The sequence below is a fragment of the Salinicoccus sp. ID82-1 genome (assembly GCF_021991715.1).
In the GTDB taxonomy this organism is placed as follows: domain Bacteria; phylum Bacillota; class Bacilli; order Staphylococcales; family Salinicoccaceae; genus Salinicoccus; species Salinicoccus cyprini.
In genome coordinates this window covers 323,166-335,486 of sequence record NZ_JAGFLY010000001.1, presented here as the reverse complement: position 1 = coordinate 335,486, position 12,321 = coordinate 323,166, and the positions used below count along the sequence as shown (strand labels likewise).

Below are 12,321 nucleotides of genomic sequence, written 5' to 3'. Positions count from 1 at the left end.
TTTCGGTTACCGAAGTATTATGTCAATTATGACATAATTCAAACTATTTTAATAGGTAAAATAAAAAACCTGAAGCTCGAAGCTTCAGGCATATGACCTAGCGGAATTCCGCCATCAGTTCATCGAATGTTTCGTTTTCCAGCGTCATCTTCTTCTTGATGAGCGGCTGGTCAAGGTATCCATCGATGTTCTCCTGGTAGGATTTTGCTTCCTGGTCGTGGTAGATGATGCCCTTCAGAAGACCGTCGTACTCCATGACGTTCTGCATCGCGTTCTTTGCATCTGTATGGTCGAAGTCCTCGATATCCTCGACAGCAATCAGGTTCTCCTTGAACCAGTCATAAGTGTTGACCTTGTTGTATGTCACACATGGACTGAACACGTTGATGAAGCTGAAACCCTTGTGATCCATCGCCTGCTGGATGATTGCCGTCAGCTGTTTGATGTCGGAACTGACACTCTGGGCAACGAAGGTTGCACCGCTTGCCAATGCCGTTCTGATCGGCTGTATCGGGTTCTCCTTGGAGCCGTCCGGAGTTGTTTTTGTAACGAACCCTTTGCCGGAGGACGGAGAAGTCTGTCCTTTGGTCAGGCCGTACACCTGGTTGTCCATGACGATATAGGTGATATCGATGTTTCTTTTCAGTGCGTGGACTGTATGCCCCATGCCGATGGCGAAGCCATCACCATCACCACCGGAGGCGATGACTGTAAGATCATCATTCGCCATCTTGACACCTTGTGCCACCGGGAGGCTGCGCCCATGTGTGGAGTGGAAACCGTATGACTTGATATAGCCGCTCAAGCGTCCGCTGCAGCCGATCCCCGTGATGACAGCAAGTTCATCCGGTTCAAGTCCGTTGGCCGCGCACGCTTTCTGTATGGCCGCCTGGACACTGAAGTCACCGCAGCCTGGGCACCAGTTCGGTTTGATATTATTTCTAAAGTCTTTGAATGTCGCCATTACATAACTTCCTTTATTTTAAGAATCGAATTGATATGCGTTTCAATTTCTTCGGGTCTGAAAGGCGTACCATCATATTTGACGTAGGAACGGATTCTTTCATGTCCAGGATAATTCATCTTCAGGACGCTCTGAAGCTGTGCACTGTAGTTCTGCTCTATGACGAGTATCTCCTTGGCGCCATCGAGGTAGGGTCTCAACGCATCGATCGGGAACGGATGGATCTGCTTGAGGTTGACTGTCGTCACGTCCGCATCGATCCGCTCGGCTGCTTCTCTGGCGACACCGTTGACACTCAGGAAACTGAGTACCAGGAGATCGCTGTCCACGCTGCCCTGGACTTTGAACGGCTCCTCCATCGTGAAATCCTTCAGCTTGCGCATCCGCTTGTCCATCTGCACCTGGCGGTTCTCAGGACCCTCATTCGGTGTGCCGGTCGGGCTGTGCTCGACGCCCGTCACATGGTGGATGCCGCCTTTGATGCCCGGAATCGGACGATGCGAAATACCGTCCGCCTCGTCACCATAGCGTTCGAAGTACTCGTCCGCCTGATCTTCAATATCTTCAGTGATCGTCTTGCCACGGTTGATTTCCACCCGGGAAACGTCGAACGGCGCAGATGACTGCTTGCCGAGTGACATCTGCAGATCGGATAGCAGGATGACCGGCACCTGATAGTACTCGGCCAGGTTGAATGCCTCTATTGTCGTATAGAATGCATCTTCAACATCGGAAGGTGCAAGTACGATTTTAGGAATATCTCCATGTGTACCGTAGATCATCTGCATGAGGTCCGACTGCTCCTGCTTTGTCGGCAGACCTGTCGATGGGCCGCCGCGCATCGTATCGACGATGACGAGTGGTGTTTCCGTCATGCCTGAAAGACCAATCGACTCCATCATGAGTGACAGGCCCGGTCCGGCAGATGAGGTGAAGCTTCTTGCACCTGCATAGTTGGATCCGATCGCCATGGTCACTGCTGCGATCTCGTCCTCCGTCTGGATGACGGTACCGCCCACTTTCGGCAGGTTGGTGATCATGTATTCCATAATTTCACTTGCCGGCGTGATCGGATATGCCGCCATGAATCTGACGCCTGCATTCAGCGCACCGAAACTGATGGCATCGTTGCCGATCAGAAACAGGCGTGCTTCACTGTCCGATGGCAGCATTTCGAAGTCGCCCTTGATATGCCCCATCTCATCATCCATCAGCTGGTAGCCCTGGATCAGCGCTTCATGGTTGGCATCGACGATCTCCTGCCCTTTTCTGATGAACATCGTGTAGATCATATCTTTGAAAGGCTGCAGTTCAAGGTTCATCAGCCTTGCGCTGGCACCGATTGCAACCATGTTCTTCATCAGCTGGCTGCCGAGTGCTTTGGCAGTTTCAGTAAATGGAATGGATACAAGCTGTACATCCAGGCCTTCATCTTTTTTCGGACTGAATTTGCTGTCGGCAAGAATAATGCCGTTCTGAACAAGCTCATGGCTGTTCAGATCTATGGTCTGCTGGTCGAACGCAACAAGAATATTGATGTTGTCGCTGACCGCCCGTACTTCTTTTGTGGAAATTCTGACGTTATTATTCGTATGGCCACCTTTGATACGGCTTGAAAAGTGCCTGTAGCTGTATAGGTGGTAGCCCATTCTATTCAGTGTGGTTGAAAATATTTCTCCAGTCGATTCAATGCCCTCACCCTGCTGGCCACCGACTTTCCATGACAATTGTCCATTCATACACATTGCCTCCTTGTCCTTATGCTAATATACCAAAATCAGAGCCATATTTCGATCATCCGGACGTGTCCAAAATGAAAATCAGCCTATCGGATGACCGCTATTCCTCGATGCGGATTTTGGCTATTTTACTGGTACCAGTATCGATGATGACACCGGAAAGAATGCCGGCACCTTCCTCAGGTACGTTATGGCGGACCGGCAGCTGATGGATGAACCGTTCGATGACTTCCTCCTTGCGGATGCCGAGTATGCCATCCTTGTATCCTGTCATGCCGACGTCGGTAATATATTTAGTGCCTCCTGGCAGCACCTGTTCGTCATTCGTCTGGACGTGCGTGTGCGTGCCGACGACCGCATCCACCCTGCCATCCAGATAATGGCCCATGGCAAGACTTTCACTCGTCGTCTCGCTATGGAAGTCGACGAAAATCTCATCCGCTTCGACGCTTTCAAGTATCGCGTCCGCCTTTCTGAACGGGCAGTCGATGGCATCCATGAAGCTCCGCCCCTGCAGATTCATGATGAGCAGCTTCACACCATTGACATTGATGATGCCATGTCCTTTGCCGGGCGCCCCTATTGGAAAGTTGGCTGGGCGGACCATGCGGATATCCTGTTCCATGAATTCATAGACATCCCGCTTGGCAAATGCATGATTTCCAAGTGTAATGAAGTCCGCTCCACTCGTCAGAATCTCCTTATAGATCTTTTCGGTGATGCCCTTGCCGTGGGCGGCATTCTCACCATTCACAATGGCCACCTGTGCACCGTGCTCCCGCTTCAGTCCGAGAAGATGCTCCGACAGCATTCTTCTGCCTACTTTTCCTACGATATCTCCAATAAATAGAATGCGCATTCGATTTCATCCTTTAAATTCATTTTGATGTTTATTATACATGTTTTAGGGAAGTTATATTTTATAAAATACTTAGGAGTGAATAATTTGACATTATCCATCGATCCGAAAGAATTTGCAAAACTGGCCCTCATGGCGAATCCTTCAAACAGCGAAAGCGTTGAGGATAAGGCGAAAGACAGCCTCGAGCTCTACTTGAGCGCCTACAAGCTTGCTGAGAAGTACGCAAGATTTTCCAACACCACCCAGGAAACAAGCGAAGCTTTCAACAGCATCAGGGATATCGACATCAACATGTAATATCAGCCAAAATAAGAAAACCAGCAGGATATCCTGCTGGTTTTCTATTTGGCATATTCTACTGCTCGCATTTCTCGGACGACTGTCACTTTGATATGTCCAGGATACTGCAGCTCTTCTTCGACCTGCTTCTTGATATCCCTTGCGAGACGGTGCGCTTTCAGATCATCCAATTCATCCGGCTTGACCATGACGCGTATTTCGCGTCCTGCCTGGATGGCGAATGTCTTCTCTACGCCACTGTATCCTTCAGCGATGGCTTCGAGTCTTTCAAGACGCTTCACATAATTCTCAAGCGTCTCTCTTCTTGCACCCGGTCTTGCTGCGCTCAGCGCATCGGCTGCAGCAACAAGAATCGAAATGATGCTTGTCGGCTCGACATCGCCATGGTGGGAATGGATGGCGTTGATGACCGTACCATGCTCCTTGTAGCGTTTGGCAAGTTCCACTCCGATCTCGACGTGGCTGCCATCCACTTCGTGGTCGATGGCCTTGCCGATGTCGTGAAGGAGTCCTGCTCTTCTTGCCAGCTGCACATCTTCACCAAGCTCACTGGCAAGCATGCCGGCAAGATACCCGACTTCGACAGAGTGCTTGAGCACGTTCTGGCCGTAGCTGAGTCGGTATTTCATCTTACCGAGGTGCTTGATGAGTTCAGGGTGCAGATTGTGGATATCAAGTTCAAAGGCAGCTGCCTCCCCTGCGTCGCGAATATTCGTCTCCATATTGCGCTTGGCCTTATCCACCATTTCTTCAATACGTCCTGGATGGATTCTGCCGTCCTGCACAAGGTCTTCAAGTGCATTTTTGGCAATTGCCCGACGAATGGGATCAAAACCGGAAAGGATGACCGCTTCAGGTGTATCATCGATGATGAGGTCGATCCCCGTCAATGTTTCCAATGTACGGATATTACGGCCTTCACGGCCGATGATGCGTCCCTTCATTTCGTCGTTCGGTAATGTAACGACTGAAACTGTCGATTCACTTGTATATTCTGCTGCATAACGCTGGGCAGTCACGGCGAGCAATTCCTTCGCTTTCTTATCCACTTCGAGCTTCATCTGGTTCTCTTTCTCTTTGACCATTACAGCCATATCATGTGACAGTTCCCGCTCCACTTCTGCGAAGATTTCATTACGCGCCTCTTCGCGCGTAAGTCCGGAGATGCGAGTGAGTTCTTCTTCTTGCCGACTGATAATTTCTTTAATCTTATGATCCTCGGCATCAACCATTTGCTGTTTTTCTTCAATTTTGGCTTCTTTGTGCTCCAGCGCCTCATCCTTCTTGTCCAGAACTTCACTCTTCCTGTCAAGAACTTGTTCACGGTTCAGCAATCTGGATTCCTGTGCCTTGAGTTCATCTCTCTTCTCACCGGATTCGCGTTCGAACGTCTCCCTGAGAGTCTGATTTTCCTCTTTTGCCTCGAGCAGCTTTTCTTTCTTGAGGCTGTCCGCCTGCTTCTGCGCTTCATTGATGATGTGCTCAGCAGAAGTCCGTGCCTCTTGCTGCCGTTTAGTCATAGTGTTTCTGACGATAAAATATCCGATTACAACACCTAGAAAAATGCCAAGCAAGATTAAGAAAATGTCTATCATGTCCACAATAAACACCTCCCCAACAGGCTCTAGCTATTGTTGTATATAATATCATGCATAACCAATATTATATATATACAATTCTAAAGATAAACACAGGAAAACGCAAGCACCAGAACGTCTTATTTGCATTCTGGTGCCATCTGGTCATACACTTATTCGTTTATAGTTCATCCTCGTCAAACAGCTTGTCTGAAGCTGTTTCCTCTTCAGGCACATCCACGTTCTTCTCCTTGCCGAATCCGAGTGCGTTACGCAGCTTCCCTTCTATCTCCTCAAGAAGTGCCGGGTTGTTGGTAAGCGTCTCCTTGGCATTCTCCTTGCCCTGGCCGAGGCGCTCGCCTTCATAGGAGTACCATGCACCGCTCTTTTCAACGATATCGTTCTCAACACCGAGGTCGATCATCTCACCCGTCTTCGAGATGCCTTTACCGTACATGATATCGACTTCTGCCACACGGAATGGCGGGGCAACCTTGTTCTTGACCACTTTGATCTTCGTGCGGTTACCGACGATGTCCGTACCGAGCTTGAGCTGTTCAGCACGTCTGACTTCAAGACGGACGGAGCTGTAGAACTTCAGGGCACGGCCACCGGATGTTGTTTCCGGGTTACCGAACATGACGCCGACCTTCTCACGAATCTGGTTGATGAAGATCGCTGTCGTATTACTCTTGGAAATTGCACCGGAAAGCTTTCTCAGCGCCTGGGACATGAGTCGTGCCTGGAGGCCGACGTGGGCATCCCCCATTTCACCTTCGATTTCCGCTTTCGGTGTCAATGCTGCGACGGAATCGACGACAACAATATCAACAGCGCCACTTCTGACGAATGCTTCTGTAATTTCCAATGCCTGTTCCCCTGTATCGGGCTGGGACAGGTAGAGGTTCTCTATATCCACACCGAGATTCTGTGCATAGTCGGGGTCAAGCGCGTGCTCTGCATCGATGAACGCTGCAATTCCGCCATTCTTCTGTGCTTCTGCTATTGCGTGAAGCGCTACGGTCGTCTTACCGGAAGACTCTGGACCATAAATTTCGATGATTCTGCCTTTAGGATACCCGCCGACACCAAGTGCCTTATCCAGCGTGATGGATCCGGTGGAAACTGTAGAAACTTTGCGTCCAGCATCATCTCCAAGTTTCATTACGGCGCCTTTGCCAAATGACTTTTCCATGTTCTTTATCACTGTATCTATCGCTTTTTGTCTCTCGTCCATAATTACCCTCCATTAATTCACTTCGTAATATATTATACCATACCGGACGATAAAAAGCGAATATATGTTCGCTTTTTATCCCCATTTCGCAAATTGCCCAAACGGTTATCAATCAACTGCAGATCAGGCTCGCAGTTATGGCACAACTGTCCGAAACACGCGCAGAAATCATTTCGAGCCATCACCCTGGAACACTGCCCGGCCTTTATGGAAATATTCGATGCCGGACAGTATCGTGAAGAATACAGCAATGTACATCGTTACGATTCCAGGAGAAAATGGCAGATACTGTGTAAACATATCACCGAACAGAAGGAGTACCAGTGCAATCATCTGGAACACGGTCTTTATTTTGCCGAGCTGCCCTGCAGCACTCACATACCCTTGTTCGATCTGGAGTAATCTCAAACCGGTGACTGCGAACTCCCGGGCAATGATGACGACCGCAATCCATGAGGAGATGACCTGCAGCTCGACCAGAACGATCAGGCCGGTCGTCACCAGCAGCTTGTCGGCCAGAGGATCGAGAAACTTGCCCATGTTGGTGATGAGGTTCCACTTCCGGGCCAGGTATCCGTCCAGAAAGTCTGTTAGGGCAGCCACGATGAAGATGATGGCACCGATCATCTGGCTGACGATAATTTCATTTCCGCCGAGCACACTCAAGGAACCCCAGCCGAAATCCACAAGTGCAAATATTAGAAAGACCGGGATCAGAAGTACTCTGAACACAGTCAGCTGATTGGGTATATTCATGTCATTCCTCCTTTACCAGATTGAATTCATAATAGACGGTGACAGCGCTTCCGGCTTCAGGGTTTTCAAGAGGTTCGCCGTCAATGCGGACATTGAAGCCGGTCGAATCACCGAGTGTCAGATAGACGATCGAGGCCTCCGGAGAGATTTCAAACTCCCCTTCAGTCAGATTTTCATAGGCATACGTATTGCCTGCATCATCTGTCAGCGTCACCCAGGATGTGTCCTCGCCTGCAAGTGAAATGACCAGCGGTTCCACGACATGAAGATCATAATAGAACGTACTGCCTTCGGAACCACTATAGGAATAGTCGGTCGCAGGCGCTTCTGTCGGTTCCTCGGTCGGCGCCTCCACTGTCTGCTCTGCCGGTTCCGAAGATGCCGTTTCGCTTTCATCCGGCTGTACGATGAGGTCCTCCTTCACACTATAGATCGGCTTCTTCTCGAACAGGTCCGTCTGTGCACCGACCTGGAGCAGTACCATCCAGCCGACGAAAAGGACACCGACCAGGACGAGGAAACTGATCAGCACCTTTTTGAAATACTGATAGTCCTCATTCTGCGACTGATGCCGCTTTCTTTCATTTAAGTTGTCATCAGGAAGTGCATCCGCATACCTTTCCATGATGGCGTTGGAATCGAGCCCGACCGCTCTTGTATACTGCTGCAGCAGGAAAGGTGCATGAGCCGGTTCCGGCAATGCGCCGAGGTCATCGCTTTCAATCAGTCTGATGATTTCTTTCCTGATGCCGGACTTCTCCTGCATCTCCTTCAGGGTGATTCCTGACTGTTCTCTTTTATTTTTCAAATAAGCACCGAGTTTCATGGGTCCTCCCTACATTCCACCAAAGAAGTTCGTATCTTCATCTTCGAACCAGTGCTGCTTCTTATGCTTCTCATAGGTGATTTCCTGGTTCTCATCTTCTCTCAGTTCAATGATATAGTCGAAATCTTCGAGTTTGTACTGCATGCCTTCAATAAAGAGATCCGGGTGTTCGATCACCTTGACGGCAGGATAGCTCATGATCTCCCTGATCAGCTGCTTATGCGCCTCCTCGGTGGATTTCATGGTCACCGCCCCATCGATGATGAACACATTATTCTCATCGTACTCGCCTTTGAGCAGGCTTGTACGTTCCGTCTGCTTGATCAGTGTCGAGGAGAGGAAGAGCCATTTCTTTTTGGCTGTCACACTGCCGGCGACGATGGACTCCGTCTTGCCGACGCGCGGCATGCCGCGGACACCGATGAGCTTATGGCCCTTCTCCTTGAATATTTCAGCCAGAAAATCCACCAGGATACCGATTTCCTCCCGGGTGAACCGGAAAACCTTCTTGTCTTCTTCATCTCTTTTGATGAAACGTCCGTGCCTGACAGCAAGACGATCGCGCACTTGCGGCTTTCTTATTTTGAGTATCTGGATGTCATCGATATAGGCACTCATATATTCGAAGCGTTTCAATTTGTTGAGTTCATCCGTGCGGACCAGCAGTCCGCGCCTTCTGTTCTCCACCCCGTTGATCGTATCGATGCTGATGCCGAGGTTGCCGAGCAGTGAGGAGATGTCGCCGAGCAGGCCGGGCCGGTTGTTCAGAATTTCATATTCCATATACTGTTCAATGTTTCTCTCGGGATACATCGGCTTCCCTTTTCCAGTATCACTCATGTATACCATCCCCCATTGATATTCATAATCTCACCTGTAACAGAGCGGGCGCCTGGACTCAGCAGATAAGCGACAGCATGCATCACTTCCTCCCGTGCGACAAAGCGCGACTGCGGCAGTTCCTGGATCAGAAACGCCTGGTCCTCCTGGGACAGCTCACTGGTCATTTTTCCTTCAACAACACCTGGAGCAATGCCATTCACTGTAATGGTGGTACCCGCAAGCTCTTTGGCAAGCGATTTGATGAGCGCCTCCTGGGCGCCTTTCATGGCAGCGTAGACACTCTCGAAGCTCGCTCCGTGACGCCCCCAGATCGAAGTGATGATGATGATCCGTCCGCATCCACTTTTCCTGAGCTTCGGAAGGAGTACTTTGATGAACGTGATCAGTGAGCGGAGGGAAATATTGTACTGTGCATCCACTTTTTCGAGTGGCGTGTCCTCAAGCATCTCGAAAAGTGTTTCCCCGGGGCACCAGATCAGGCTGTCCACATGGTCGATATCCTTGAATATGTTTTCCACTGCCGATGCATCCAACGGCTCGGACAGATCAAGAAAATGATGGATGCTGTCGTAGTCCGGCGTCTGCGACCGGGAAAAAGACCAGATTTCGGCATTACCTTCGAGGCCTGCATGAATGGCACTGCCGATATCGCCGGTACTACCGACGATGATGTGCCTAGTCATGCGGTTTCAGTACGCACTCCACCATGTACCGGGTATCCAGTACATCAGCAAAGTGCTGCTTTACATCATTGATTGTAATGCTGTCTATGACTTCAGGCAGCTGATAGAGATCATAGCCGTCCAGATAGTACTTTGTATACTGGTTGGCGATATACTCCGGTGAATTGAGACTGGAGAGATAGTCGCCGATGATCTCCCTTTTCTGGACTTTCAGTTTTTCGTCTGTGAAGAAATTACTGTCCTTGACTGTCTCTATTATAGACGTAATCTCCTCTGTAAACCGTTCCGGCGCTTCCGTATTGGATGCAAACAGCAGATGGGAGAAGGAAACTTCTTCGATATGGCTGAAATTGAAAGAATCATCGATCAGCCCTTTCTCCATCAGTTCATAATAGTACTTCGACTGCTCGCCGAATACCATATCCAGTGCGAACATCATCGACAGGTCCCTTTTCAGACGTTCCATGGCATCCCTCTTATCCTGATGATGCTTGAAACCGAGCATGATGCGCGTCTCCTCGACATCCATCTCAAGCACACTGTGCGGCTTGACGATTTCCCGTGGTTCTTCCGGCAGCACTCTTTCGATCCTGGGCGCATCCATGACGCCCCGTTCCGACTGGTGCTGATCGATGGCGGCCATGACAGCATCCACATCGAATTCGCCGACAAGGATGAGCACCATATTGGATGGATGGTAGAATGTCCTGTGGCACAGGAACAGATGGTCGCTTGTTATTTCACCGATCGACGCCTCGGTACCGGCAATGTCATCCTTCACCGGCAGGTTATGGTACATCTGGTTCAATGTTTCAAAATAGAGCTTGTACCCCGGGTTATCCTGGTACATCTTTATTTCCTCACCGATGATGCCGACTTCCCGCTCGACCGTCTCTTCTGTGAAGTACGGTTTTTCGACCATATCCATGAGCAGCTTCAGATTCTTATCGAAGGACTCTGTAGTACTGAAAAGGTAGGACGTCCGATCATATGAAGTGAATGCATTGGCGCTGGCGCCATATTTGGAGAAGAGGTTGAAGACGTCCCCATCCTCCTTTTCGAACATCTTGTGCTCAAGAAAGTGCGCGATGCCTTCAGGCACTCTGAAGGACTCCCCATCCACGTTGAAATGGTCATCCATCGAGCCGTACTTCGTCGTATAGGTGACGAACTTCTTGCTGTACTCGGGCTTCTGGACGATGAACACGTCGAGGCCATTGGCACACTTGTGCTGGTATACACTTTCATCAATTTCAGGATAGTCAATTCTTTTCATCTTCGTCACTCCTTGTCAGTACATATACAGTATCGAGGACTACACGGCTTGAGATCTCTCTGATCATGTCGCTGTCCACTGCCTGGAGCCGCTCTTCCCATGAACGATCCTGTACACCCTGGATCAGCCGGTTGTATTCCATGGTGATCAGGCCTTTCGGCTTGTCCATGATCTCCTGCCTGTTTACTCTCATCATTCTCTTTACCTCTTCGACAAACTCTGCTTCGAATGCACCATTCTTTATGGCGTCAAGCTCCGCAAGTATCGCAGATTCCGCTGTCTCTACGTTGGCGGGGTCGATACCGCCCATGACGAACAGATAGCCGTTCCTGACGTCGACCTGGGAATGGATCTGGTAGGCCAGGCTCAGTTTTTCGCGTATGTTCCGAAACAGCAGGGAGGAGGCGGAACCGCCATACATCTGGTTCATGACATTGAATGCCATCTGCTCCTGCAGGTTTCTGACGTCCACTCTGAAGCCCATGTTCAGCTTTGCCTGTTCGATCTGCTGAGTATCCTTCGCATTCTTGACCTTCTCCACTGGACGGTATGGGTATGGCCTGTGTTCGATCACGACCGGTGCTTCACGTGAACAGATTGTGGAGAGATCCTGTTTGATGTCTTCATCCACTGCACCGGCAACCAGTATGGCCATGTCATCGCCCGACATCATCTGTTCGTGCTCTGCTCTTATATCCTCCAGAGTGATTGAGTCGATGTCTCCGAGGACGCCGTGGGACAGGTATTTATAGTCCTCATCCTCAAACATGACGTCGATCATCGACTGGAAGCTCGACTGTGCCCGGTTATCCTTCATGCTCTTGAGGCGGTTCTTATAGAGCCGCTTCTCTTTTTTGAAGAACTCCTCATATGAATCGTCGTAATGGGATGGCGTTTCAAGTACATCCCGCAGCAGGCGGCACATCTCCCCTGCCACATCAAGATTCTCCTTGATGAACCTGTCATTGACGAACTCCATGCTCAGGGTGACGATATGATCCTCCCCTTTACGGCCGACATTCGATGTCAGATGTGCACCATAGTAATGGGCGAGGTGCTTCAGTAGATCCGCCTCCCTTCTGAACTGGAGGGTTCTTTTGATCATCATTCTGGACAGTATGTTTCTTGTCGTCACACGGCTTCTTTCGAGCCTGCTTCTGAACTGGAGCTGGATCGTTATGGTCTTGAACTTGTTCGTTTCGATGATGACTGCCGGAATATTGTTCACTTCTGTACGGTCTGCTGTATACATGTATTA

The 12,321-nt window shown here is 49.8% G+C and carries 12 protein-coding genes; 1 reads left to right on the top strand and 11 read right to left on the bottom strand.

The window, feature by feature from the left end:
* Positions 1 to 97: 97 nt before the first annotated feature.
* The 3 genes from J4760_RS01660 to J4760_RS01650 form a co-directional block, all read right to left on the bottom strand.
* A complete protein-coding gene (locus J4760_RS01660) occupies positions 98 to 964 on the bottom strand; it encodes a 2-oxoacid:ferredoxin oxidoreductase subunit beta (protein ID WP_145285475.1) in 867 nt (288 codons plus the stop codon).
* Positions 964 to 2,703 (bottom strand): 2-oxoacid:acceptor oxidoreductase subunit alpha, encoded by a 1,740-nt coding sequence (locus tag J4760_RS01655; protein ID WP_237604565.1) that lies wholly within the window; start codon positions 2,701 to 2,703, stop codon positions 964 to 966. The genes J4760_RS01660 and J4760_RS01655 overlap by 1 nt, the downstream gene beginning before the upstream one ends.
* A gap of 100 nt (positions 2,704 to 2,803) precedes the next feature.
* The gene (locus J4760_RS01650) at positions 2,804 to 3,562 is read right to left on the bottom strand and encodes a TIGR00282 family metallophosphoesterase (RefSeq protein ID WP_237604564.1); all 759 of its coding nucleotides are present in this window, start codon (positions 3,560 to 3,562) and stop codon (positions 2,804 to 2,806) included.
* Between the two features lie 87 nt (positions 3,563 to 3,649).
* On the opposite strand from J4760_RS01650, the gene J4760_RS01645 reads away from it, so the two are divergent.
* A complete protein-coding gene (locus J4760_RS01645; protein WP_145285467.1) occupies positions 3,650 to 3,862 on the top strand; it encodes a hypothetical protein in 213 nt (70 codons plus the stop codon).
* Positions 3,863 to 3,906: 44 nt separating this feature from the next.
* Here the strand turns inward: J4760_RS01645 and rny are convergent, their stop codons facing one another.
* The 8 genes from rny to yfmF all read right to left on the bottom strand — a co-directional run bounded on the left by rny (position 3,907) and on the right by yfmF (position 12,315).
* Positions 3,907 to 5,460, bottom strand: a complete 1,554-nt coding sequence (rny, locus tag J4760_RS01640; protein ID WP_255695281.1) for a ribonuclease Y — start codon at positions 5,458 to 5,460, stop codon at positions 3,907 to 3,909.
* A 163-nt stretch (positions 5,461 to 5,623) separates the two neighbouring features.
* The gene (gene recA, locus J4760_RS01635; RefSeq protein ID WP_145285462.1) at positions 5,624 to 6,679 is read right to left on the bottom strand and encodes a recombinase RecA; all 1,056 of its coding nucleotides are present in this window, start codon (positions 6,677 to 6,679) and stop codon (positions 5,624 to 5,626) included.
* 168 nt (positions 6,680 to 6,847) lie between these two features.
* On the bottom strand, positions 6,848 to 7,435 hold the full coding sequence (gene pgsA / locus J4760_RS01630; RefSeq protein WP_145285459.1) for a CDP-diacylglycerol--glycerol-3-phosphate 3-phosphatidyltransferase: 588 nt from the start codon (positions 7,433 to 7,435) through the stop codon (positions 6,848 to 6,850).
* Position 7,436: 1 nt separating this feature from the next.
* Complete coding sequence (locus tag J4760_RS01625) at positions 7,437 to 8,261, bottom strand: helix-turn-helix domain-containing protein (RefSeq protein ID WP_237604563.1); 825 nt, start codon at positions 8,259 to 8,261, stop codon at positions 7,437 to 7,439.
* 9 nt (positions 8,262 to 8,270) lie between these two features.
* Positions 8,271 to 9,074: a DUF3388 domain-containing protein gene (locus tag J4760_RS01620; protein WP_370637539.1), complete on the bottom strand. Its 804-nt coding sequence runs from the start codon at positions 9,072 to 9,074 to the stop codon at positions 8,271 to 8,273.
* 23 nt (positions 9,075 to 9,097) lie between these two features.
* Complete coding sequence (locus J4760_RS01615) at positions 9,098 to 9,787, bottom strand: SDR family NAD(P)-dependent oxidoreductase (protein ID WP_237604561.1); 690 nt, start codon at positions 9,785 to 9,787, stop codon at positions 9,098 to 9,100.
* A complete protein-coding gene (gene yfmH / locus J4760_RS01610; RefSeq protein ID WP_145285446.1) occupies positions 9,780 to 11,063 on the bottom strand; it encodes an EF-P 5-aminopentanol modification-associated protein YfmH in 1,284 nt (427 codons plus the stop codon). Before yfmH ends, J4760_RS01615 begins: the two co-directional genes overlap by 8 nt.
* Positions 11,050 to 12,315, bottom strand: coding sequence for an EF-P 5-aminopentanol modification-associated protein YfmF (gene yfmF / locus J4760_RS01605; protein ID WP_237604560.1), 1,266 nt, complete (start codon positions 12,313 to 12,315; stop codon positions 11,050 to 11,052). The genes yfmH and yfmF overlap by 14 nt, the downstream gene beginning before the upstream one ends.
* Positions 12,316 to 12,321 lie beyond the last annotated feature (6 nt).

Bases quoted from the DNA above. Each gene is read 5' to 3' on its own strand.
- J4760_RS01650 (WP_237604564.1), bottom strand. From the start codon at position 3,562: ATGCGCATTCTATTTATTGGAGATATCGTAGGAAAAGTAGGCAGAAGA.
- yfmF (WP_237604560.1), bottom strand. From the start codon at position 12,315: ATGTATACAGCAGACCGTACAGAAGTGAACAATATTCCGGCAGTCATC.
- pgsA (WP_145285459.1), bottom strand. From the start codon at position 7,435: ATGAATATACCCAATCAGCTGACTGTGTTCAGAGTACTTCTGATCCCG.
- J4760_RS01660 (WP_145285475.1), bottom strand. From the start codon at position 964: ATGGCGACATTCAAAGACTTTAGAAATAATATCAAACCGAACTGGTGC.
- rny (WP_255695281.1), bottom strand. From the start codon at position 5,460: ATGATAGACATTTTCTTAATCTTGCTTGGCATTTTTCTAGGTGTTGTA.
- J4760_RS01655 (WP_237604565.1), bottom strand. From the start codon at position 2,703: ATGAATGGACAATTGTCATGGAAAGTCGGTGGCCAGCAGGGTGAGGGC.
- yfmH (WP_145285446.1), bottom strand. From the start codon at position 11,063: ATGAAAAGAATTGACTATCCTGAAATTGATGAAAGTGTATACCAGCAC.
- J4760_RS01615 (WP_237604561.1), bottom strand. From the start codon at position 9,787: ATGACTAGGCACATCATCGTCGGTAGTACCGGCGATATCGGCAGTGCC.
- recA (WP_145285462.1), bottom strand. From the start codon at position 6,679: ATGGACGAGAGACAAAAAGCGATAGATACAGTGATAAAGAACATGGAA.
- J4760_RS01620 (WP_370637539.1), bottom strand. From the start codon at position 9,074: ATGTATCCCGAGAGAAACATTGAACAGTATATGGAATATGAAATTCTG.
- J4760_RS01625 (WP_237604563.1), bottom strand. From the start codon at position 8,261: ATGAAACTCGGTGCTTATTTGAAAAATAAAAGAGAACAGTCAGGAATC.